Below are 24346 nucleotides of genomic sequence, written 5' to 3' on the forward strand. Positions count from 1 at the left end.
GTATGGCTATTAATTTAAATAGAGAAGAGGGGATTTTTCGTAATGAATTAATATTTACTTCAGATGCGAAAGTAATAAACATTGATAGTACTTTAGTTAATTTATTTATGTTATTAAAACATAATGGAGTAAGACCTAAACAAAGAACACGTAGGGGTGAAAATGTTTTTATAGAGTTGTCCAAGCTCAAAAGTATTTTTCAAAAAATTGAAGAAGAAGGGAATCTATCAGGCTTCAATGAAAATCCAGAAGCAGTCGAACTTTGGCTAAGGACAAATCTAACAAATCTTGTTAATAGAGGGAATTCCGAAAAAGAAAAAGTTTCTTCACTAAGACCTATTCACTTAGAAAGTTATAGAGTTAGAAATGCTCCTAATACAAGAGATTATTTTAGCGCAGATCAAGTCTATTTAATGTTAAGTCAAAAACCTTCAGTAAAAAATGAACTAAAAAATTTTTTGATGGAGGGATGGGATTCTACAACAAACCAACTACTCAATGGTAATCATCTTGATGTTGATAGTCTTGGAATATTGCATTTAATAAAGAATGTTAATCCGGGTTTTTTAGAAAGCAATTCTGATTTAAATAGAATAAAGCCACTTCTTGAAAAACAAGCTGAATTATTTTGTGATGATGTGCACAAATTGTTGGTATATAAAAACGAAATACCAAGAAATGTTTTAATTGACTATTTAAAAACAATTACATCCTTTCATTTGTCATTATATATTCATAAAGCCGTTTATCTTTTACCAAAAATGATAGATGAAAGTAAAATTGAAGTAACAGATGATTGGAATATTGTAGTTGATGTAACGGATAATTTTGAAAGTAAGATTTCTAATTTAGCAATTAATGATGCAGAAAAAAATTTTAATTCACTTTATAATTATATAAAATCAACTTTTCAAATTAATGCAGTTATAGCTAGATACAAATTGGATAAAGCAGATTCAGATACATTAATTGAAGTTTTAAGAATTTTGAATGATAGAAATGAATCTTTTGATTTAAAGTTTGAAACACATTGGGATTACATCTATGGTAATTTTGACAAAGAAGATAAGGATTTGATTAATGAAATGGTAAAATATGAAACAACTTACTTTGATAGATATGTTGAGTTATTAATGAAAATTAAAGGTCCATATCAATTGAAATACTATCCACAGTTTATGGATAGTATTTCTCAAAAAAATAACGATAGAGGTTTTTTAGCACAAGGACGTAGCAAAAAACATCCAAGAAGATATGTCCTTGGGACAAGGTTGCTTGAAACACTTGTACAAATTCAAGTTTTACATTTAGACAATGAAAAATTTATTACTAAAAGTCTTTCTATTGAAGATTTAATGAAAAACCTAAAAGAAAGATATGGTCTAATAATTAACGGTTTAAATGAAGAAAGGTTTGAAAATGCAGATGTTAATACAATATTAGCATTCAAAGAAAACGTTGAAGCTTTCAAATTAAAATTGAGACAAATTGGTTTTTACAATGACTTGAGTGATGCGTATATTTTGCAAAAAGTTAGACCTAGATACGAACTTCTTTAATGATTTATTTATGTTAGATAATTATAAAACAATATATTACAGTAAAATAGTTGAATTGATTTCTAAAATTCATCACGAAGAATTTAGTAATGCTAAGCCAGGTCATTGTATGAAAATAACAGGATTAGGAGAAGAGCAATTACTAGTTTTGTGGGAAAATTTGAAATTATCTTTTTCTAATATTGATTCATACATTATAAATGACGTTGAACAAAAAGAGTGTAATATTTCAGCTACCAAATTGATTGAACTAAGAAATAGTCAATCCAAACCATTACTAATTTTGATTCCTGCTAACAATCGTACAGCAGCGGAAGATTCGTATGGTAATGCAACTTTTAAAGAAATTTCATTATACAATATAGAAAATGAATTAACTAAAGTCTTACTTAATTCTGTTCCAACTGAATTTAAAACAGTTATTAAAGCTATTGAAGATATTCTTAAAGTTTCCAAAACAAATAACTTTAAATTTATTAGCTATTTAATTGGTTTAGAAAAAAATAATTATGCTAAAAAATCATTTGGCGAATTATTATTCTTTTTAGATATTTTACCTGATGTAAATTTACTAGACGATATGAATCTAATACGTTCTAGATTAACATTAAATCATAAAAGTTGTCAGTTACTATCATCATTTAATAAAACAATTTACGAAAGAGTTGAAAACTTAGAAATCGAAAAAGATTCAATTCAAAAAGATTTAGTAGAATTGTTTAAAAAAGAATCGAAGGTTAATACATTAAATGAATTAGTGTATGTAATTACTAATGATTATAAAAATCTATGGTTTGATAAATGGAAAATTCCAAATTTGAACTTTAATGAAGTTAAATTAAAGGTTTTAGAAATTAGATCTACTGATTTCATTGAAGAAGAAGGCCGTAAAGTGTTAAAAGCAAACAGTAATAATTCATCCAATGTAATAATTCGATTTACAACAACTCCTCCTCCAAACCAAGTAAATGAATTAAAATATTTTAGAGTTATTTTAATGTCTGTAGATGGATTTTCAGGTCAGGAAATGACAACAGTTAGAAAATTACCAAATTCTAACGCAAGACAAGAATATAGAGAGGCAAAAATTGAATTAAATTCCAACAATATGGAAGAAGGTTCTTACTTCTTCAAAATAATTGCAGAAGATGAAAATGGAAATATTTTAAATACTAATGATGACTTTTACAGTGATAAAGTTCAAGAAAATTGGGAAAAAAATAATAAGAGTATTGAATTTAAAGCAAGTTTAAATTATAAACTTGAATCAGATACAGAAGATTTTGAATTTGTTGTTGAAGAAAATACGGAAAAAGAAGATAATCAAAGAAAAGATAAGCTTTTCAACGTTTTGCAAGCATATTTTAAATTTAATATAGATTTACTTAAAGATGGTGAGGAAGAAGATTTTCCAATTCCAAGTGATAAGTCAAACATTTGGACGAATGATGATAAGCCAAAACATAATTCAATTTTTCATATTAATTATAATCAAAAACATAACTACCAGGTTATTGTTTCATCAAAGTTAAGATTAATTCAAAATGAGCTTCTAAAAAACGGTAATAAATTAGGTTATGTAAAAGCAACATTAAATAACAATCAAACTGCTTTAGGTCTTGAGAATCTTGAATTTATTAATAGTAATTTAACGGATATTGCTCCTAAGAAATTAATTGACGCAAGAAGTAATTTGTTTAATAAAATAATTAATTCCAATACTACTGAAAATGGAATTTTTGAAACAACAAATTTAGCTGAACTTAAAGAGGAAATTAAATCTTATATAGATAAATTTAATAGTTGGATTGTTGACTTAAATAAGAAAATAGTCAAAACAAATATTGAGGATTCCGAAAAAGAAAGTCTAAAATTATTATTTTCTGAAATTCAATTTTTAGATTTAGTTAAAATTAAAGCTAAGTTACCTAATAATGAAACGGTTAGTGCAGTTATGTTGTCTCCATTGCATCCGTTACGATTAGCGTGGTTTTACAGTTTAATAGATACTTTTCAAATATGGCATGAAAGAAGTATTAAATATAAAGATCACGTTAAAGATTGGTCGAAATTACAAGATGTTTTCTTAGGGAAAATTCAGCCTTCTAATAATCCTTTTGTTTTTGTTGATCCATCAAATTTTGACAACTATGAGTATACAGGAGAAATTAATTTTGGTTGGGGTATTTATTTTAATTCAGAATACAACAAGAATAAGAATTCTTTAGTTCCAGTAGCTCATCAACTTAAGCAATATTTTAAGTCCTTATTAAACATAACTAAGGAAACGAATATTGAAAACGAAGTAAGTAAATCTTTAGTCGTTAAACATTTAAAGAATTTTTTAATTCAACATCCTTACACTGATAAATTAGTTATAAATTTATTTAATGTTGGTGATGCAGAAAAGTTTGCTGAAGCATTCGTTGAGTTAAGTAAAAATAAGGAACATGTTGATACAAAATTTGAAGTTAGAATTTTTGTTGGAAATACATCTTTTATTGAGCCAGGAAATGCTTTAAGAGAATTGATTAATCCTGATACAAATATTACAGAAGAAGCTGAATTATTTTCACAGGCATCAGTAAATAGATTGTTTCCTAAACTTAGGTTTTCAATCAACAGTATTGAAGATTTTCTGATTAATCCAATTAGTTATAATTCTCATTTAAGTTTCTTAGTTAATCCATTTACTCCTAAAATAACATTAACAAAACCTACTGTAGATTTTAAATCAGATTTCCTTAATGGACTTTTTGTTTATAATACCACAGAAACGTCAATCGATGAAAGTATTGATTTAATAAAATGGATTAACTATGTTGATGTAGGAAAATCAAAAGGTTCAATAGTAACATCACTATTTAATAATTTTCAAAAAAATATAGCATGTGCTCTTGCTTCAAGTGATACAGATTCTCTTCCAGCAATTCAGTTAGAATTGACAGATAGAGATAAAGTATTAATTTCACATCTACATGAATATTCTGATTGGGTCATAACTTTTGATAAAAATTTAGGACCACAAATTTTCGACCAACCATCAACTAATGGACAGATACCATTTTTGTTGGATTACATTCCAAGTGATGAAATAAGTGGTATTTCTTCATATTTAACAACAAAACCAAATAGTGAAATTATAGGGTTGCTAAGTCCTCATTTTGAAGGGTTTGGTCTTGATGTTACAAATCCAAAAGATATAGATTGTATTAATACAATTTTAGAGGATTTAAGAGCAATAAGTAGTTCTCTAGTGTTACAGATTAATTCAACAAAAAATAGAGCTTTTGAAGTCATTGGAACAGCTTTTTCAAAAAGAGTACTTGAAAAGAAAGGTTTATTAGAGAATGCTTTCATAGTTCCTATTGATTTACATCAAGAATTATTTGAAAACTTATCTTCAAATTCTAAAAGTAGAGCAGATAATTTATTTATTACTATTAATAATGGTACGAGAGAAATAAATATTTCTGTATTGGAAATTAAATGTAGATCGTATTTAGGAGTTAATGAACGTGAAGAGTTAAAAGTGAAGATGGTTGAACAAATCGATAATACAATTTTAGCACTTAAAACGCATTTTGATCCAAATATATTTAAGTCGGAAGATAGATTAGATAGAGAAATTAAAAACATTGAATTTAAAAAAATGCTTCAGTTTTATATTGAAAGAGCATATAGATATAAGTATTTATCAGAAGTTGGATATAACACTTATATAAATTTTGTTCAAACGTTAAATGAAGGGTTTAATCTTAAATTTAATAAGGTTGGATTTATTTTTGATTTTTCATTTGAACAAAAGCACTTAAAACAAATCTTTGATGATTCAACAACAATTTTCACTTTTGGACATAAATTAATTACTGAAATTTTAGATGCTGATTCTGATTTAAACACTCAAAGATTAGAAAATCAGGATTTAATAAAAGAATTAGGATCAGTTTTAAATTCAAATGATAAGTTAAAACCTTTCATACAAAAATATAAACCAAAACTTAAAGTATTAAATGATGAACCTGTTATAAGCCCATATGAAGAAAATGAAGAAAGTATAGAGGATTCAACTTTTAAAGATGTTCTTATTGTTGAAAATGAAAGCAAATATGATAATAATACTTCAATATCTGAAAATGAAATATTAAATAATCAGGACATTGATAATGAGATTCCATCTGTTAAACTTGATAAGGGTGATGATAAAATTAATTCAGAATTAGATAATAATACTCCACCGGAATACGATATCCTTATTGGAAAGAATAGTGAATCTAATCAATATGGAATTTTAGGAACTTCAATACATAATAAAAAAATTGCAATTGATTTATCTGAAACCAATACAATTAGTTTATTTGGAGTCCAAGGTGGAGGAAAGAGTTATACTATTGGAACCGTTTCTGAAATGGTACTTAAAGAAGTAAATAATGTAAATTTATTGAAATCTCCTTTAGCGGGTGTAATTTTTCATTATAGTGAGAGCATGGATTATGAACCAGAGTTCACATCGATGATTTATGAAAATAATGAAGAAAGAGAATTGAATATGCTTAAAGAAAAGTATGGAGCTAATCCTGATTCAATTAAAGATGTAATATTGTTAACTCCTTCTGATAAAGTAGAAGAAAGAAAAAGTCAATTTCCATCAATTGAAGTCAAACCAATAGCATTTAATTCAAAAGAGTTAAATGTACAAGATTGGTTGTTCCTTTTAGAGGCAGTAGGTAATGATTCAGCTTATATAAAACAGTTGAAATTCATAATGAAGGAACAACGAAAAAATATTACATTAGAAGGATTAAGAGAGAGTGTTGAAAATTCCGAATTATTATCAAACAGTCAAAAATCATTAGCTAGACAGAAGTTGAGTTTTGCTCAAGAATATATTGATGATAATTATTATTTAAAAGATATAATTAAGCCAGGTAGGTTAATTATAGTTGACTTACGTGATGAATTTATTATTAAAGATCAAGCGCTAGGTTTATTTGTTATAATGCTTAATGTTTTCTCTGGTGTAAAATATTACAATGAAAAGGCTTTTAATAAGTTTATTGTTTTTGATGAAGCACACAAATACATGGATAATAAAGATTTAACTAATAATATAGTTACGGCTATAAGAGAAATGAGACATAAGGGAGTTAGTATAATGATTGCTAGTCAAGACCCTCCAAGTTTACCAAACGAAATAATTGAGCTAAGTTCAATTGTTTTAGTACACAAATTTAATTCACCTCAATGGTTAAAGCATATACAAAAATCAATAAATCAATTGAGTAGTCTTTCTGCAAATGACATGAGTTTATTAAAACCAGGAGAAGGTTTTTTATGGGCATCAAAAGCAACAGAACAATCTATTACCAACAAACCAGTTAAGATTATTACAAGACCCCGTTTTACAAAACATGGTGGAGCAACTTTGAAAGCAGATAGAGATTAATGAAAATTTTATCACATACAGGCATAGGTCAAAGAGAGGCTAATCAAGATGTAATTCTAATTTCAGAATTACAAAATGATATGTCATTATATTTAGTGGTTGATGGTATGGGCGGCTATGAAAATGGCTATGATGCAGCAAAAATTATTATTGAGAATATTGATTCTTATCTTAAAACTTGTAAAGAAATAACATCAATAGAAATAGATGTTGCACTTAAAAAAGCAAATTTAGCAATTAAACAGTTTAACGAAATAGAGTCAAGTAAGTCTGGCGCAACATTAGGAGCTATTATTAGGAGCAGCGATAAGTCATTAATTTTTTGGTTAGGTGATGTTACAATTTGTCTTTTTGATGGTGATAATATTACTTTTAAATCAAAATCTCATACTCTTGTAAATTCACTTGTTGAATCAGGTAAAGTTATCTCTACTGATAGCATAAACAAATACAAGCATATAGTGACAAAATCTATATCAGGTAAAAGAGAAATTATAGAAAAAGGTTTTTTTGAAATTTCAAATAATGATTACAATAAGTTTGTAATTTGCTCAGACGGAGTAACAGAAACAATTTCATTATTAGATTTTGTAAAAGTAGAAATAATTGAACTAAATAAATCGTTAGAAAACAGTTCAAAAGATAATTACAGCTATATTTTTGGATTTAATAAAAATTTATAAAGGCATTTTTTTTTATGGAACAATTGAACTTATTTGGCGACGAAGAAAAAAAGAAATCAATAGGAACCACTTCTGTTGGTTATACTTCTGCAAGCTCAATCCTTACTAAAGCTTCTGGTTTTATGGAAGATTATGATTTTACTCTAAATCCATATTCTGGATGTTCTTTTGGTTGCACATATTGTTATGCAGCTTTCTTTTCGAGAGATAAAGACAAAATGGATAATTGGGGCAAATGGATATCTGTTAAAGAAAACGCACTTTCACTGTTAATGAAACAACGTAAGAAACCGCTTCAAGACAAAACAATTTATTTGAGTAGTGTTACTGATCCTTATCAACCGATTGAAAAAGAACTTGAATTAACAAGAAATATACTTAAAGAACTTATTGATTATCATAATGTTAGGTTAGTTGTTCAAACCCGTAGCCCATTAGTAACTAGAGATATCGATTTATTTAAAAAATTCAAAGTAATACAGGTAAATATGACTATTACTACTGATAGTGAAAAAGTTAGAAAAGTATTTGAGCCTTATTGTACTGGTAATAAACAAAGATTGAATGCAATTAAGGAAGTTAGTATTGCGGGCGTACAATCTTGTATAACAATGACGCCTCTTTTACCTGTTGATGATGCATATTCATTTGCTGAAACGCTTCTTGAAACGGGAATTAAAAAATTTATTATTCAACCATTCCATAAGGATAAAGGAAAATTTGTAGCAGGTACTAGGGCTGAGGCAATGAAAATATTAAGCGAATATAATTGGGATGATAATGAATATCAAAGAGTCTTAAAAGTAATGCAACAACTAATTCCTAATTTAGGAATAGGTAAAACCGGATTTGCACCAATATAATATGACAAAAGAGCTTCTAACACAATGGGTATTCAATCAAAAAGAGACAATAGATGAATGTATTCAACAGGCTTCTTATGATTATTGGTTGGCCAATAAAGAAGAGGATAATATTGTATTTGATATTAATGAATGTAGTAATGAATGCTATGCTTTATCTCAAAATAAGGATTTATGTTATGATAGACCGTCAATTGGTTTTACTTATTCTTTATGGTACCACGGCAGAAGAGTTAATACATTTTTAAAGTATTTCATAGAAATTATTTACGAAGCAAGAAATGAAGAGGAAATTACCATTTATGATTTAGGAGCAGGCACTGGGGCAATTCAATGGGCTTGTGGCTTGGTATATGTTGGAATGAAAGCGATAAATTGTAAATGTCCAAAATTGATAATTATAAATATTGATACCAGTCCATTTATGATGGATTACAACAGGTCATTTCTATGGCCAAATTTCATTAAAAATTATCCTGAAGCAATAAATATTGAAATTGAATATACATTAAATTCATGGAACAATACCCAAATTAATAGAGCTTCTAATAATTGGATAACTGCAAGTTATTTGTTTGATCATTCCGAAAATGTAGATAATCTTAAACAAGATTTTTTAAAGCTTTTAGAAAGTTTCCAGCCACAAAAAATCCTTCTTCTGTCTTCTTATAACAAAAGGCATTTTACAACACAATTATCGCAGACTTTAAAAGAAAATAATTATGCACTTAAAGAAATAGAAAGTGATTTACTTTTTTCTGGAACAATGACAGCATCACTTGTAGCAAGAAATTGGTTCAGGCAAAATCAATCTATTGAGTTTTTAGGAACACCAACTTGGAATGATAATGCTTTGTTTGGAGCTGTACTTTCTAGTACGGCACCATTATTCAATCTTTTCGGTCGTGAAGAAGCTACCAAAATTGATTTATACAATCCACCAATAAAAGTAAGGAGAGAGATTATATTGAATCCACAGCAAGAAAGTGCATCAGTACCAGATGGAAGACCTACAATAATTACTGGTCCAGCTGGTTGTGGTAAAAGTGTTGTTTTAACGGAACGCATAGCAAAAGTGGTTGATATTCATGTTAAAACCAATCAATTAGACAAATTAAGTGTATTAGTTACAACTTTTAATAAGCAACTATCATACTATTTACAAAATTGGATTATTGAATTGTTAGATGCAAAAAAAATTAAGCATACCAAACACGATGAATATGGAATTCAAATAGAAGGCTCTAATTTTGTCAATATAATGATTTACCATTTTGATGTTTTACCAACTAGGTTATGGAAAATTTATTCATTAGTTGATTATCCATTTCACGATGATACGTTGCAATTTGACAATTACCATAGAATGATTGTGCGCTCTGCAATTGAAGAAATAAAATTAGAAGATAAAATTACAAATAATGAATTTGATAATATATTAAATCAAGACTATATTTTAGACGAATATCATAGAATTATTTATGGTTTAGATTATTCTTCTGAAGAGGTATATCTCAATTCTCCGCGTAAAGGAAGGCCGAGATTGCCTTATGATGGACCTAGTAGGAAATTATTATTTAAAACGATAATTCGATATTTAGAAAAACTAGAAACTTCTAAACATTCATCAATTTTTACCAGAAGACATAAATTTCTAAAAAAATTAAAGACAGAGAGTTTTAATAATCTTTTTGAATATATTTTTGTGGATGAATTTCAAGATTGTACTCAATCAGATTATACAATTTTCTATAGATTAATTAAAAACCCCAATAACCTTATTCTAGCTGGAGATTACGCTCAAGCTGTTCATATCGGTAAAGTATCAGATATTCCAAGAGATACTGACGAAACGACTGAAAGAATGAGAAACAGAAATTATTTGAGGCTAGATGGCTCATACCGATTACCATACAGAATTAGTGAAGCTATTAAAAGAATATCCGAAAACATCAAAATTAATGGTCAAGAAGATACTGATGTAATTACTCCATACAAAGGTGCTCCTCCTGGCGCTAGACCAATTTTAGTTTTTGCTGATAATGATGTTGAAATGTCAAATAAAATAATCAATATTGCTAATTCATTTAAGAGTTTTGATATTATTGATCTAGAAAGCAATCCAAAAAGGAAAATCACAATCCTTGAAAAAGATTATAATCTAACTAATTCAATCAATAGAATTAATATTGATATAGCTGAAACGGATACTATTTTAAGATTAAAAGGGATGGAAAAAACTTGCGTGTTATGGTCAACTAAAATAAAAATTGATGATGAAGATGAAATTAGTAATTTCATTTATACAATACTTACAAGAACATCTGGATTATTAATTATTGCATTATACAGCGAAATGGAGACCAAATATATTGATATAATAAATCAATTAAGAAAAGACAGGATTTTGATTTGGGATAATCAAACTAAAGATTTTATAAATAATAATTATTTGAAATTAAATTAGTTTTAGTAATTATCTCATACAACAGCATAAAAATTGCTTATTGCCTGGGCCATTTGTATAAGTATGAAGGTATTCCTAACATCAATTATTAGTTTGTTTCATTTCGCTAATTTCATTTTTTTAGTAACGTATTGTATCTTGTAATAGTAATTTTTAAAAGTTATTTTATGGAAACTATTGGAGTAACAAGAAAGGAGTTTTATGATATAATCTGGTCAATATCACTTTCTAAATTGACAGAGCAGTATGCACTTTCAAATGAAGGTATCAAAAAACTCTGCAAACAATTTGAAATACCAATGCCGGATAATGGATATTGGATGAAACTAAAATTCAATAAAGCGGTTAAAAAACCAAACTTCAATTCCAACTTTAGTGGAGAAGATAAAATTACTTTAACGAAAAGGGAAGAAGGAAATCTAGTGAACGTAGACCAAACGCCACAAACTATACGAACAAAGGAAATACTAAGTGATCCCAAAGCACCTTTGCTAGTTCCAGATAAATTAACCAAACCAGACATTCTTATAAAAAATACTAAAAGCGAACGTGAAAACAGAAAAAAGAAAGATTTTTATCGAAACGACAAAATAGATACAGTTTCAATATATGTGGAAGAAAATAATTATTGCAGAGCGCTTCGCATTATGGATAGTTTCATCAAACTACTTAGATTTAGGAAACATTCCTTTAGTCGAGATATTAATAATAGAGGGCCACTGATTGATGTGGATAGTGTATTATTTCATTTTAGTATTAGGGAGAAAACCAAAAGAGTTCCATCAGAAAAAATATATGAATCTTCTACCTATATCCCAACAGGTGTATTGATTTTGAAAATCGGAGAAAGTTATAAAAGTATGGAATGATCAGATGGTTATATGAGATTAGAACAGCAATTAGCTAAAATAGTAGCCAAAATTGAACTAGAAGCAATAAAAGAATTAGAATGGAGAGAAAGATGTAGATTAAGCGTAATAAAAAGAGAAGAAGAGCGAAAAACAAGAGAGGAATTTGAAGCACGTAAAGAAAAAGAATTTGCCAAAACCAAAAAACTTTTTTCAGATTCAGAAAAATTCAACAAGGCAATTATTTATAGAAACTACATAAATGTTACAGAACAAAAAGCAATAGCTGAAAATAATTTAACTGATGAGTTGAAAAGTTGGATAAAATGGGCAAAGGATAAAGCAAATTGGATTGATCCCTTTATAAATAAAACTGATGAATTGTTAACGGAGAAAGATAAAGAAGAACTTTTTTCTATATATTCTATACGATAAAGAGGTGGTTTATTTAATTGATTGTTATATGTTTATATCCATTCAAAAAAAGAATTAAATAAAATAAATTAAGTGGTAACCAATAAACTCAAAATAAATATTTTAGGAGAAGCCTGGATTCTAAAGCAATTAGTATTTTCGAATGAGCTTTTACATGCTTTTAAGGAAGTCGCTGCAAGAATGAAACAGCCTTTGACTGAAGTTTTAATAGATCCTTTCTTTTATCATTATCTCAAAAACAAAACCATTCAATCTATTGATGATTTACAAGGAAACTCAATAGAGGGGCTTATTAATTCACACAAAAATCAAATAGAAATTTGGTATAAAAATAAAAAGGTTAAAAAATTAAAAATCAATGATTTAAACGAAGAATTACTTTTGTTCCCGTTGTACAACACAACAATAAAAAAGACAAATCTTAATTTAGAAAAAGGTATTTATATTGAGCAAAAAGAAATCGGTTTAATTGGTAGTTTTGAAATCAACACTGACAACTTTAATATTGATAATTTAGAATTTCATTTACTCCAAGCAAACGAACAAACTATTTTGGAAAAGTTGGTTTATAAGAATCAAGTTTTAGCTTGTAAGAAGAAAGATTCTTTAATTACATTTCAAAATTGTTTTAAAATAAATTGTCCAACTTAATAAAAAGGATAATTTAATCTGTTGATAATTTTAAGTTAAAAGCTAATAACATTAAAATGGTATAGTAATCATAATATATTTTTCTAAAATAATTAATAGTCGTATATTCGCTATAACAATTTTAAATGAATGTTAATAACAATTGAAAATCCACCTTCAAAGTGGATTTTCGAGTTTTATGTAAATAGTTGTTTTGTGAGTAAATCTTATGAGTAAATTAAAAAAATCAATATAAATTATTGATAATCAATTGATTGTAAAAATACATTTTAAATAAACACTTCAAAAATGAACATACCGGATTCTGATTTAAAAAGAATTGTAATTATAGGTGGCGGTTTTGCTGGAATATCTTTAGCGAAGAAATTAAGAAACAAAAACTATCAGGTGGTAATGATGGACAAACATAATTATCACACGTTTCAACCTTTATTATATCAAGTAGCAACTGGCGGTTTAGAGCCAGATTCTATTGCCTACCCAATTCGTAAAGTGATTAAAGAATATAAGGATTTTTATTTTCGCTTGGGCGATGTAAAAGAAATTGACGCACCAAATAATAGAATCATTGCTGATATTGGCGAATTACATTACGATTATTTAGTGGTGGCAACAGGAACAAAAACAAACTATTTTGGCAATAAAGAAATTGAACGAAATAGTATGTCGATGAAAACCATTCCGCAATCGCTAAATATTAGAAGTTTAATTTTAGAAAGTTTTGAAGCCGCCCTTTTAACTGATGATGAAGCCGAACGTGAAAGCTTAATGAATTTCGTTTTAGTAGGTGGTGGACCAACAGGTGTTGAGCTTGCTGGTGCTTTGGCAGAAATGAAAAAAGCTGTTTTACCAAAAGATTATCCCGATTTAGATATCAATAGAATGCAAATTCATTTGGTACAAAGTGGCGATAGAATTTTGGATACAATGACGGTGAAATCATCCATTGCAGCTGAAAAATTCTTGAAAAAATTAGGCGTAAATGTGCATAAAGATGTACGCGTTACAGGTTACGATAGCGTTGTGGTTTCAACTAATACCGATTTAGAATTTCATTCTTCCACCGTAATTTGGACCGCTGGAGTAGCTGGAAAACTAATAAGTGGATTAAACAAAGATGCTATTTTTGAAAGAATCGATAGAATTAAAGTCGACTCACATAATAAAGTAAAAGGGTACGAAAATATTTTTGCTATTGGCGATATATGTCTCATGGAAACAGCCAAATATCCAAAAGGTCATCCACAAATGGCTCAACCTGCGATGCAACAAGGTAGTTTATTAGCAGAAAATTTAATTAATTTGCAAAATAATAAACCATTAAAAGCGTTTGAATACAACGACAAAGGTTCGATGGCAACTATCGGAAGAAATAAGGCTGTTGTAGATTTACCAAATTTTCATTTCAGTGGCGTATTTGCTTGGTTTGTTTGGATGTTTGTACATTTGATTTCCTTAATTGGATTCAAAAACAAAGCGGTGGTTTTCTTAAATTGGGTGTATAATTATATTCGTTTCGACAGAGAAGCCCGTTTAATTATCCGACCTTACAAGAAAAAAATGCAACAATCATTTACAACGGATGAATTATAATTAGCCAATTATTCAATAAGTCAATGTGCCAGTTTAAAAAAAAACTATAAAAAGTAAAATAAAAACTTAGTGTCTTAGTGCCTTCGCGGCATAAAAAAATATAAATATGATTACAGAACAACAATTTCAAAACGAATTAGATTTAATCATTTCCAATGCCATCAGAGAAGATGTTGGTGATGGAGATCACAGTTCATTAGCTTGTATTCCAGCATCAGCGCAAGGAAGTGCCAAACTTTTAGTCAAAGATAGCGGAATCATTGCTGGAGTTGAATTCGCTAAAATGGTTTTCAATTATGTAGATTCGAACATGAAAGTCGAAACTTTTATTCAAGATGGAACGGAAGTCAAATATGGAGATGTGGTTTTTCATGTACATGGAAGTTCGCAATCCATATTAAAAGCAGAACGTTTGGTGTTAAACAGTATGCAACGTATGAGTGCCATCGCAACAAAAACCAAAAGTTACGTCAAATTAATTGAAGGAACTGGTACGAAAATCTTAGATACTCGTAAAACAACTCCAAATTTCAGAGCTTGTGAAAAATGGGCGGTTAAAATTGGAGGAGGAGAAAATCACCGATTTGCCTTGTACGATATGATTATGCTAAAAGACAATCACAACGATTTTGCTGGCGGAATTACAGCTTCCATTGCTAAAACCAAACAGTATTTAAAAGATAATAACAAAGATTTAAAAATTATTGTTGAAGCCAGAAACATTGCTGAAGTAGAAGAGATTTTAGCAGCAGGTGGCGTTTACCGAATTTTGTTAGATAACTTCGATTTTGAAACGACTAAAAAAGCGGTTCAAATTATCGGTGATCAATGTTTAACTGAATCTTCAGGAAATATCAACGAGAAAACAATTAGAGAATATGCTTTATGTGGAGTTGATTTTATTTCATCCGGCGCTTTAACGCATTCGGTTTATAATATGGATTTAAGTTTAAAAGCAATATAAGATTACATTTAAACAATACAGATTTAAAAAATTCACATAATTTTTAATCGGTATTCAAAAAAAAGTTTGAATCTGAGCTTCAAAATCTATGTTTAACTATTTTGAGCAAAGCGACTTAATCTAATATAGAAACTATGTGACTATATGTTTTAAGAAATTAATAAAATCAGTGTCAATCTGCGTTGCGAAGCATCTGTAAAATCCGCGTACCAATCTATGAAATTCAATAAAGAAACAATAAAAAACTTACCTGTAATTAAGCAATTAATTGCCTTGCTACACGGGGTTAAATTTCCGAGTTTGCAACACAGTTCATTGTACGATATTATTAAATTATATCTTTCCGGAATTATTTCTGGAGATGTTACACATCGTGCTAGTGCTATCGCTTTTAGTTTTTTTATGGCTTTGTTTCCATTTGCGTTATTTCTACTGAATTTAATTCCATTCATTCCTTTAGATAATTTTCAAAATGATTTTCTAATTTTCGTTTCGCAAAGCGTACCACCAAATACGTATGATGCCATCGAATCCATTCTAAAAGATATTTTAAATAATAGTTATAACGGATTACTTTCTTCTGGATTTTTATTGTCTATTTTTTTAATGTCGAACGGAATCAATGCCTTGCTTGACGGATTTGAAATGTCAAAAAACATTAGTAAAAAAAGAGGTTATATTCATCAATATGCTGTTGCCATTGCTTTATCGTTAATTATTGCATTTTTGTTATTACTAACCGTAGCAACTTTAATTTTTGTTGCAGTTGTGATTCATAAAATAGAAACACAAAGTGGTTACGTGTCTAAAGTACCACTAATTGAAACATCAAGATATTTGTTCGTGTTTTTAATGATATTATTCATAACATCAACACTTTACAAATTCGGGACTAAAGAAAGTAAACACATCTCGTTTATTAGTTATGGCTCTATTACTACAACTATTTTATTTGTGTTAACTTCTTATGTGTTTGGCGTTTATGTAGAAAAATTCGCCAGATATAATGAATTGTATGGTTCAATTGGCACGCTTCTTGTTATGATGTTTTATGTATGGCTAAACTGTATTTTGGTTTTGTTAGGATTTGAATTAAATGCATTCATTTTTCAATTAAAATCTGCAACAAAAGAAAAAACCAGTTAAAAAATAGATTTCTGACATCTGAAATTCAAATAAATTTGTAGGAAGAAACAAAAAAGTTTAACTTAGCGATACCTAAACAAATAATTTACTATTATGAAAAAACAAATTCTTACCTTATTTATTGCTTTCACAGCAATTTTCGCTTCAGCTCAAAAAACGGTTGGCGATGTAAAAGTCGATGCTAAATTGGCTGTCGAAGGACAAAACTTAACATTGAATGGAGCAGGAGTTCGTGAAAAAATGTTCATGGATATGTATGTAGGTTCATTATATGTAACTAAAAAATCTACTGACGGGAATGCAGTTTCTGCAGCTAATGAAGCCATGGCAATTAAATTGAATATTGTTTCAGGATTAATCACTTCTGAAAAAATGACTACTGCAATAACTGAAGGTTTTGAAAATTCTACAGGAAAGAAAACAGCGCCTTTAAAAGCAAAAATTGATAAGTTTAAAGGTTTCTTTAAAGAAAAAATAAACAAAAAAGATATTTTTATTATCGTGTATGTACCTGGTGAAGGAGTTTCAGTTTACAAAAACGGAACGAATAAAGGAACTATAGATGGATTAGATTTCAAAAAAGCATTATTCGGAATCTGGTTAGGTAACAAGCCTGCTGATGACGATTTAAAAGCTGGAATGTTAGGAAAATAAAACCTAATTTGAATAAATAGAAAATCCCAATGAAAATTGGGATTTTTTTATGCGTTGTAATTTCTATTTACCCATGATATACTCTTGAAAAAACAATTTTCCCATCTTTAATATCTAATACTTCCGCCACTAGCATATCTTCTTCATTCTCAACTTGACGAATATATTCCATAAAAACTCTATCACTATTCGCAGTTAACGAAGTTACTTTATAATGTAAAGTTGGTAATCTTTCAAAAGCATCTTGCCACCAAACACGTAATTCGTTTTTTCCTTTTATCAAACCATTGGTTTCTGGCTTTCTAATTTTTAGTTTTGGACTAAAATGTTCGGCATAATCATCGTATAAACTTAATAGTTGTTCCAAATTATGAACATTAAAAGCCTCGAACCATTTAAAAGCGATGGATTGATTTTGTTGTGCTATCATTTTTATTGTTTTTTTAATGGGGCAATTTACGTTTAAATCAAATAAGAAAGCCAAGCATTGCCTGGCTTTTTATTAACATATTCTAACTCATTCTTTTGTTTAGTTTGTGATAAAAGCATCAAAGTAAAATTGCCCAGTCCAGCAATTCGCTCCTGATTGCTCAGCAAATCTCTCCACTCTTGCTATATTAATAGTTACAGATGATTGTGATTTATTAGCGTAATTCAAAACAAAAACATCGGGATGTCCACTATTGTTGTTAGCGCTAAAAATAAATCCATTTGGATTGAAGGGTAATTGCGGACTAAAATCATAACGAACCTGTAATCTTTCTGCCAAAACTTCCGCTCTTGCAAGTTGATTACCACTCACTAACTGAGAAGCACTTTTTTGTTGTCTTGCAAGAACTTCCCAGCTTACTGTAGTTGGTACTCCTTTAATAGTAGTACTAAAACTTCCCGTTGTACCAACACTTACATCATTACAAATTGGAATTATCATTCCTTGTACGGAAGCCATAATCGGAATGTCTGAAATACTACTATTTGTAATTGATTGCCATGAAGCATTTCCACTTACGTCTGATGTAAGTACTTTACCAGTAGCTTGATTTCCATCTACAATTCGCATTGCCGCTGGAGCTGCTGTTGCTATCGTAATATTGTCAATATATGCAGCATCTGTTCCTGAACTTGAAGAGGAATCTTTACTATATTCCCAACGTAATGTTCTTGATCCAGCAGCTAAAATATAAGATTGTTGCGTCCATCCAATGGCACCAGACCACTGGTTTTGTTGCACACCATCAATATAAAATCGTAAATAATCATATCCAACTTCGCTACTTACATTGTAATAAAAACTCAAAGTGGCTCCACTTGCAGGAATTACAATAGTGTGCGACATTTGTGTAGTTTGACTATCTGCGATTGTACCCGATTTTGCTGCATAAGTTCCAGCGAATTTTTCAGTTGTTTGTGTTGCCCAATTCGCACTTCCGCCAGTTGTTAATGGAGTAATAGTATTAGTTTCAAAATTTTGATTCAATAATGAACCTGGAGCTCCAATGTTCTCAATATGAAATTTTGTAGTTGGAGTAGTTGTTCCTACACCTACGTTAGCCGTATTATTATTGTAAATGTCATTTCCAACTTTTGTCCAATGACTTGTACCACCAGTAAAAGGTGTCCATTTGGTTCCATCCCAATAATAAAATCCTGCTCCGGTTGTCGTATTTGTGTTGTAAACCAATAAACTTATTGCTGGTGCAGTTATTGGAGAAGCAGCATTTAAGTTTGGAATGGAAACTCTAGGAATTAATAAACCTTTATCGGTTGCATTGATGTCAAGCATAGAGCTGGCATCTGGAGTTGTTGTGTTTATACCTACTTGTGCTTGTATAAATAAAGGGAATAGAAGTAAGGTAAATACTATTTTTTTCATGATTTTGTAGTTAATTTAGCCACGAAAATCTGATATAAATTAGAAGTGTAAAAAAAACAGGGAAATAAGTAATCTTTTTAGGGAGGAATGGTTTTATTCTTGCAATTTATGAAATACCAATTCTTTAAATGTTTTTGAAATTGGGATTTTAAACTCATTTATTAAAATTAAACTAGTTGAAAATTCTTTTACTTTTTGACAATTAATGATAAAACCTTTATGGGTTTTAATAAAATAATTTGGCATTAGATTTTCAAAATCTGTAATTGTAGAACGATAACGATATGTTGCATCTTCGCAATTTAAAATCAAGTAGTTTTTATCACTTTCAATAAAAAGGATAGAATCGAAATTTATCTTCGTGTATATTTCATTGTGTTTTACAATGATAAACTTTTCTTTTGAAGTCTGATTTTTTGCAAAATTTAAAATCGCAATTTCTATAGAAGTAAATAAATCATGTTTTTGAAAGGGTTTTACTAAATAACCTAAGGGTTTTGTTTGCAAAGCATTTTTTATGGTTTCCGTATCCGAATAAGCCGTTAAGTATAAATGTGGAATATTGAAGTTTTCCGAAATGTAATTGCCTAACCAAATCCCGTTTTTTTCTCCTTTTATATTAATGTCTAAAATGGCAAAATCTACATTTTTTGTATTTAGAATTTCAATTGCATTATTAGTGTTCATTACTCCGCTTACAACTTCGTAACCAATTTCGGTTAAATAATTACATATGGTTTTCTGCGTGATGTATTCGTCTTCTACAACTAAAATTTTTAAAGGATTTTGTGTCATTTTGGTTCTTTAAATTGAATGTTTATTTTAGTTCCATGTTTGCTTGTAATTTCTATTTCACCATCAATTTGTTGGCAAAGCCCTTGAATCAAATCAAATCCAACACTTTTAGTATTTTCAAAACTAGTAAAATTTTCGGGCAAACCGTTTCCATTATCTTCAATGATTAATTCGTAGGAATCATTAATTTGTTTTTTTATTGAAATAGATATAATTCCTTCCGTTTTGTTTTTAAAGGCATGTTTGTAACAATTTGTAATAATTTCATTGATGATTAAACTCAACGGAATCGCAGTGTCAATATTAAATTGAATATTTTCTATTTCTTGGTTTATGGTAATGTTTTTATTTCCGGTAAAGTTAGTTTGTCTGATGTAAGTGATGAGTTCGTTACTATAGGTCTGAAAATCAACCATATTAAAGTTTTTATTTTGATACATAGTTTTGTGAAGTAATGCGATCGTCTGAATTCTATCTTGACCATCAACCAAAACTTGTTTGGCTTTTTCATCGGAAATACTATTGTTTTGTAAGCTTAATATTCCTGAAATGATTTGCAAATTGTTTTTAACGCGATGGTGAATTTCTTTTAATAGCAATTCTTTTTCATGTAATGAAACTTTAATTTCTTCATTCTTTTTAGAAATCGAAGTGTTCATTTTTTCAATTTCAAGTCGCTTTCTTCTGTTGTTTTGAAAAGCAAAAAAGCTAGTGGTTAGTAAAGCAATTAATCCAATGATGATTATGTTAAGATTTGTTTTTTCTTTTTCTTCAATGATTTGATTCTTCGTAGCTACTTCTTTTTCCTTGTTTTCAATGAAGTAATTTAGTTCGGTACTTTTCAAAAGGTTTAAATTTTGAACAGAAAGTAATGAATCTTTCAAATACTCAATTTTAGCTATGTATTTCAAAGAAGTTTTGAATTCTTCTTTTTTCTCGTAATAACTCGACTGTAATTCTAATAATTGGATTTTTAGTTTCACTTCATTAAGGCAACAAATTTGCTCTAAAGTTTCAATAATACTTTTGGTTTTGCTCAGTTTATTCGTTTTTAAATATGCTTCACCAAGCATTAAATAGCTTTGTATATATATAGGTGTGTTTTTGCTTTCAATTTTTGGCAAGATATCTTCAGTTATAACCGAAATTGTTTTGTCATATTCATTTCTATCCAAATATAAATTGGCAATATTACTTTGCGTACTCAACAAAACACTTTTATATGCAAATGGATTTGTTGTTATTAAACTTTTTGTTGCCGTTTTAATTGATTTGTTATAATAAGACAAAGCGTTATTGTAGTCTTTTTTTAAGTGATAATAATAGCCTAAATCATTATAAGCAGAAGGAATAATCAAAGAATCTCTTTTCGGATTTTTATACAATAAAGTAATTTCACTTTTTAATTGCGAAATGGCTTTGTCATACTGTTCTAATTGTAAATACAATCTACTTTGTATGTTGTAACTCCACAAAGGATAATCAACGCCGTTAGAAATTAACGTATTTATCTTTTTATTGATATCGAAAACTTTAGAATATAAGTTAAGTTTTAAGTAGCATTCTTGTAAAGCTACATAAATATCCATAGTTTCTCTTTTCGATAAATTATAGTTTTTCTTGTTAAGAAGTTCGTTAAATTTAGAAATCGCTTCTAAATTCTGATTCTGTATTTGATTTATTAAACCTAAAGCAAATAGAAATTGCTTCTTAACAGAATATTCATTTGGGTTTTGTTTTAATAAAGAAGTAAACTCCGATTGAAAAAAGTAAATATCTTCTGCTTTTTCTTCGTTGCTCAAACTCCTAAAAAAGGAAACCTTATCACTGTTTTTTTTAGCTTTAAAAGCTTTCTGAATGTTTTCGTTAGAAAAACCTTTTAAAGCAAGAATTAAAAATAATAGTGATAAGGTTATCTTATTCATTATCTAAAATATGAAAAATCGTGATTGTTCTCCAATTTCAATAAAGTCTCATAAATCAATTTAATCACATTTTCCACATCTTCTCTGTGAACCATTTCTACAGTTGTATGCATATAACGTAAAGGCAAAGAAATTAAAGCACTTGGTACACCGCCATTACTATAAGCAAAAGCATCTGTGTCAGTTCCTGTAACTCTTGAACAAGCACTTCTTTGAAATGGAATGTTTTTAGCTTCAGCAGTATCAGTAATTAAATCTCTTAATTTATTTTGTACAGCTGGTGCATAAGCAATAACCGGACCTTTCCCCATTTTTAAATCACCCTGAATTTTTTTATCAATCATCGGAGTAGTTGTGTCGTGAGTTACATCTGTAACAATTGCAATATTTGGTTTAATGCTTTGCGTAATCATTTCTGCACCACGTAAACCAATTTCTTCTTGAACTGCATTTACAACATATAAACCAAAAGGTAATGTTTTTTTGTTTTCTTTTAAAAGACGAGCAACTTCTGCAATCATAAAACCGCCCATTCTGTTGTCAATGGCACGACAAACAAATTTGTTTCCGTTTAAAATTTCAAATCCATCAGGGTACGTAATTACGCAACCTACATGAACACCTAAATCTTCCACTTCTTGTTTCGTACTACAACCACAATCAATAAAAATGTTTTCTATTTTTGCAGTTTCTTCTTTTCCTGCAATTCTTGTATGAATGGCTGGCCAACCAAAAACTCCACGAACAATTCCTTTTTTAGTATGAATGTTGACACGCTTTGATGGTGCAATTTGATGATCACTTCCTCCATTTCTAATTACATATATTAAACCGTCATCAGTAATATAATTTACATACCACGAAATTTCATCACTATGCCCTTCAATGACTACTTTGAAAGGTGCGTCAGGATTAATAACACCAACAGCAGTTCCATAATTATCTGTAATAAATGTATCAACATAAGGTTTCAAATATTCCATCCATAATTTCTGACCTTCACTTTCATATCCTGTAGGTGATGCATTATTTAAATATGTTTCCAAAAATGCAATCGAACTATCTTTTAATATACTTTTCATTTATTTGATTTTTTTTTTGCTAAAATAAAAAAATGGCATTGAACTTGCTAATTAAATTTATAATTTTACACTTTAATATATATAGGTATGCAACGCATTTTTTTAATTATTGTTTTTTTATTCAGCTTCTCCTTTGTTTTCGCACAAGAAGATGAAGGCTCAGGTGTGTCTGATACCATTGTGTATATTCAAGATACAGATACAATCCGCGAAATAATCATTGAAGAAGTTTCTATTACAGATGAAAACAGAGTCAAATTAACAAAAGAAGAACGCGAACAAATTAAGTTGTTAGAACGTAGAGTTCGTGTCGTGTATCCTTATGCAAAACTAACTGCCGAAAAATTAACTCAAATTAATGCCACTATGGCGAAGTTGAAAACTCAAAAAGAAAAGAAAAAATATTTTAAACTAGTTGAAAAGTATTTAAATGAAGAATTTGAGCCTAAACTTAAAAAGCTATCCCGTAAACAAGGTCAAATTTTAGTGAAGTTAATTTATAGACAAACTGGAAAAACCACATTTGATCTAATTAAAGATTATAAAAGCGGTTGGAAAGCCTTCTGGTCAAACAATACGGCAAGATTATTCAACATCGATTTAAAGAAAACCTACGATCCTATGGAGGTTCCAGAGGATTTTTATATAGAAACCTATCTGCAACGCTGCTTTGATGAAGGTAAACTTGTAAGGCAAGAAGCCAAAAAGCCAATTTCAGAAAGTGAGCTGACCCTGAATTGGGCAATTAAAAACAAAGAAAAGCTAAAAGCTGGGAATTAATCCTTCTCTTATATATATAGGTATAGTTTTTTAGAAGCTATTTCCTGCTCTCCGCTATATCTTTTACAATTACACCCGACAAGTTTTTGATGCTTGTCGGGTGTAATTGTAAAAGGATGCCGCTCCTATCAGGGCTAGAATTCAGTTTTCATAAGAAATTCTAGCAAAACATTCTCTTTTTGATGGTTTATGAAGCTTTGATTTGGGAAAAACACATCCAAAAACGACCTATTTCACAAGAAAATCCTATTTTTTATATCTAATCAAGAAGATGAAATAGTGTTGCAAGTCCAGTAAAATCGCTAAAATCTAATATTAGTTTAAAATGGTTTAAATAACTTTCGTTTGTAACTTACTGCAAGCCAAATGATAACAAAATACTTTGTAAATATGTTAAGATAATGTTAGGAAATACAAAATTAAGTGCTAGTTTTGCACCCGCAATAAGAGAGAAGTTCTTTATATAATGACAGACAGATTGGAGATTATTTTTTGAAAAAAAAGTAAAAAAAGATTTGGAATTTAAAATATAAAGATGTTATCTTTGCACCCCGCAAGAGAGGGAGTTCTTACAAATAATGA

Annotated in this window: 18 protein-coding genes; 13 read left to right on the forward strand and 5 right to left on the reverse strand. The window is 29.0% G+C overall.

Annotated elements, in window-relative coordinates:
• The first annotated feature begins 2 nt into the window (after positions 1-2).
• From mads7 to G6N05_RS14195, 12 genes are all read left to right on the forward strand, one after another.
• Positions 3-1559: a methylation-associated defense system protein MAD7 gene (gene mads7 / locus G6N05_RS14140; RefSeq protein WP_166131048.1), complete on the forward strand. Its 1557-nt coding sequence runs from the start codon at positions 3-5 to the stop codon at positions 1557-1559.
• Positions 1560-1569: 10 nt separating this feature from the next.
• Complete coding sequence (mads8, locus tag G6N05_RS14145) at positions 1570-7005, forward strand: methylation-associated defense system ATP-binding protein MAD8 (RefSeq protein WP_166131052.1); 5436 nt, start codon at positions 1570-1572, stop codon at positions 7003-7005.
• Positions 7005-7688, forward strand: a complete 684-nt coding sequence (locus G6N05_RS14150; protein WP_166131055.1) for a PP2C family protein-serine/threonine phosphatase — start codon at positions 7005-7007, stop codon at positions 7686-7688. The genes mads8 and G6N05_RS14150 overlap by 1 nt, the downstream gene beginning before the upstream one ends.
• 14 nt (positions 7689-7702) lie before the next feature.
• Positions 7703-8551: an SPL family radical SAM protein gene (locus G6N05_RS14155; RefSeq protein ID WP_166131059.1), complete on the forward strand. Its 849-nt coding sequence runs from the start codon at positions 7703-7705 to the stop codon at positions 8549-8551.
• Position 8552: 1 nt separating this feature from the next.
• Complete coding sequence (locus G6N05_RS14160; RefSeq protein WP_166131063.1) at positions 8553-11018, forward strand: UvrD-helicase domain-containing protein; 2466 nt, start codon at positions 8553-8555, stop codon at positions 11016-11018.
• Between the two features lie 167 nt (positions 11019-11185).
• Positions 11186-11887, forward strand: a complete 702-nt coding sequence (locus G6N05_RS14165) for a hypothetical protein (RefSeq protein WP_166131067.1) — start codon at positions 11186-11188, stop codon at positions 11885-11887.
• Between the two features lie 12 nt (positions 11888-11899).
• Entirely contained in the window at positions 11900-12301 is a 402-nt protein-coding gene (locus G6N05_RS14170; RefSeq protein ID WP_166131070.1) for a hypothetical protein, read from the forward strand.
• A 72-nt stretch (positions 12302-12373) separates the two neighbouring features.
• Positions 12374-12952, forward strand: a complete 579-nt coding sequence (locus G6N05_RS14175; protein ID WP_166131073.1) for a hypothetical protein — start codon at positions 12374-12376, stop codon at positions 12950-12952.
• A gap of 288 nt (positions 12953-13240) precedes the next feature.
• A complete protein-coding gene (locus G6N05_RS14180; protein WP_166131076.1) occupies positions 13241-14545 on the forward strand; it encodes an NAD(P)/FAD-dependent oxidoreductase in 1305 nt (434 codons plus the stop codon).
• Positions 14546-14651: 106 nt separating this feature from the next.
• Complete coding sequence (gene nadC, locus G6N05_RS14185) at positions 14652-15509, forward strand: carboxylating nicotinate-nucleotide diphosphorylase (protein WP_166131080.1); 858 nt, start codon at positions 14652-14654, stop codon at positions 15507-15509.
• 216 nt (positions 15510-15725) lie between these two features.
• Entirely contained in the window at positions 15726-16655 is a 930-nt protein-coding gene (locus G6N05_RS14190) for a YihY/virulence factor BrkB family protein (protein WP_166131083.1), read from the forward strand.
• 93 nt (positions 16656-16748) lie between these two features.
• Positions 16749-17309, forward strand: a complete 561-nt coding sequence (locus tag G6N05_RS14195) for a chalcone isomerase family protein (RefSeq protein ID WP_166131088.1) — start codon at positions 16749-16751, stop codon at positions 17307-17309.
• Positions 17310-17376: 67 nt separating this feature from the next.
• Here G6N05_RS14195 and G6N05_RS14200 read toward each other — a convergent pair whose 3' ends face one another.
• The 5 genes from G6N05_RS14200 to G6N05_RS14220 form a co-directional block, all read right to left on the reverse strand.
• Entirely contained in the window at positions 17377-17739 is a 363-nt protein-coding gene (locus G6N05_RS14200; RefSeq protein WP_166131092.1) for a nuclear transport factor 2 family protein, read from the reverse strand.
• Between the two features lie 99 nt (positions 17740-17838).
• Positions 17839-19182, reverse strand: coding sequence for a hypothetical protein (locus G6N05_RS14205; RefSeq protein ID WP_166131096.1), 1344 nt, complete (start codon positions 19180-19182; stop codon positions 17839-17841).
• 93 nt (positions 19183-19275) lie between these two features.
• Entirely contained in the window at positions 19276-19977 is a 702-nt protein-coding gene (locus G6N05_RS14210; RefSeq protein WP_166131099.1) for a LytR/AlgR family response regulator transcription factor, read from the reverse strand.
• A complete protein-coding gene (locus tag G6N05_RS14215; RefSeq protein WP_166131104.1) occupies positions 19974-21902 on the reverse strand; it encodes a tetratricopeptide repeat-containing sensor histidine kinase in 1929 nt (642 codons plus the stop codon). Before G6N05_RS14215 ends, G6N05_RS14210 begins: the two co-directional genes overlap by 4 nt.
• Entirely contained in the window at positions 21902-22984 is a 1083-nt protein-coding gene (locus G6N05_RS14220) for a M42 family metallopeptidase (protein ID WP_166131108.1), read from the reverse strand. The genes G6N05_RS14215 and G6N05_RS14220 overlap by 1 nt, the downstream gene beginning before the upstream one ends.
• Positions 22985-23071: 87 nt before the next feature.
• Between G6N05_RS14220 and G6N05_RS14225 the strand changes: the two genes are divergently transcribed.
• Positions 23072-23764 (forward strand): DUF4294 domain-containing protein, encoded by a 693-nt coding sequence (locus G6N05_RS14225; RefSeq protein WP_166131111.1) that lies wholly within the window; start codon positions 23072-23074, stop codon positions 23762-23764.
• Positions 23765-24346: the final 582 nt, after the last annotated feature.

The sequence above is a fragment of the Flavobacterium bernardetii genome, from assembly GCF_011305415.1.
Classification (GTDB): domain Bacteria; phylum Bacteroidota; class Bacteroidia; order Flavobacteriales; family Flavobacteriaceae; genus Flavobacterium; species Flavobacterium bernardetii.

Excerpts from the sequence above, each read along its gene's own strand:
- G6N05_RS14165 (WP_166131067.1), top strand. The coding sequence starts at position 11,186 with ATGGAAACTATTGGAGTAACAAGAAAGGAGTTTTATGATATAATCTGG.
- G6N05_RS14170 (WP_166131070.1), top strand. The coding sequence starts at position 11,900 with ATGAGATTAGAACAGCAATTAGCTAAAATAGTAGCCAAAATTGAACTA.
- G6N05_RS14225 (WP_166131111.1), top strand. The coding sequence starts at position 23,072 with ATGCAACGCATTTTTTTAATTATTGTTTTTTTATTCAGCTTCTCCTTT.
- G6N05_RS14215 (WP_166131104.1), bottom strand. The coding sequence starts at position 21,902 with ATGAATAAGATAACCTTATCACTATTATTTTTAATTCTTGCTTTAAAA.
- G6N05_RS14200 (WP_166131092.1), bottom strand. The coding sequence starts at position 17,739 with ATGATAGCACAACAAAATCAATCCATCGCTTTTAAATGGTTCGAGGCT.
- G6N05_RS14220 (WP_166131108.1), bottom strand. The coding sequence starts at position 22,984 with ATGAAAAGTATATTAAAAGATAGTTCGATTGCATTTTTGGAAACATAT.
- G6N05_RS14190 (WP_166131083.1), top strand. The coding sequence starts at position 15,726 with ATGAAATTCAATAAAGAAACAATAAAAAACTTACCTGTAATTAAGCAA.
- G6N05_RS14205 (WP_166131096.1), bottom strand. The coding sequence starts at position 19,182 with ATGAAAAAAATAGTATTTACCTTACTTCTATTCCCTTTATTTATACAA.
- G6N05_RS14180 (WP_166131076.1), top strand. The coding sequence starts at position 13,241 with ATGAACATACCGGATTCTGATTTAAAAAGAATTGTAATTATAGGTGGC.
- mads8 (WP_166131052.1), top strand. The coding sequence starts at position 1,570 with ATGTTAGATAATTATAAAACAATATATTACAGTAAAATAGTTGAATTG.
- G6N05_RS14150 (WP_166131055.1), top strand. The coding sequence starts at position 7,005 with ATGAAAATTTTATCACATACAGGCATAGGTCAAAGAGAGGCTAATCAA.
- G6N05_RS14195 (WP_166131088.1), top strand. The coding sequence starts at position 16,749 with ATGAAAAAACAAATTCTTACCTTATTTATTGCTTTCACAGCAATTTTC.
- G6N05_RS14160 (WP_166131063.1), top strand. The coding sequence starts at position 8,553 with ATGACAAAAGAGCTTCTAACACAATGGGTATTCAATCAAAAAGAGACA.
- G6N05_RS14155 (WP_166131059.1), top strand. The coding sequence starts at position 7,703 with ATGGAACAATTGAACTTATTTGGCGACGAAGAAAAAAAGAAATCAATA.
- G6N05_RS14210 (WP_166131099.1), bottom strand. The coding sequence starts at position 19,977 with ATGACACAAAATCCTTTAAAAATTTTAGTTGTAGAAGACGAATACATC.
- mads7 (WP_166131048.1), top strand. The coding sequence starts at position 3 with ATGGCTATTAATTTAAATAGAGAAGAGGGGATTTTTCGTAATGAATTA.
- nadC (WP_166131080.1), top strand. The coding sequence starts at position 14,652 with ATGATTACAGAACAACAATTTCAAAACGAATTAGATTTAATCATTTCC.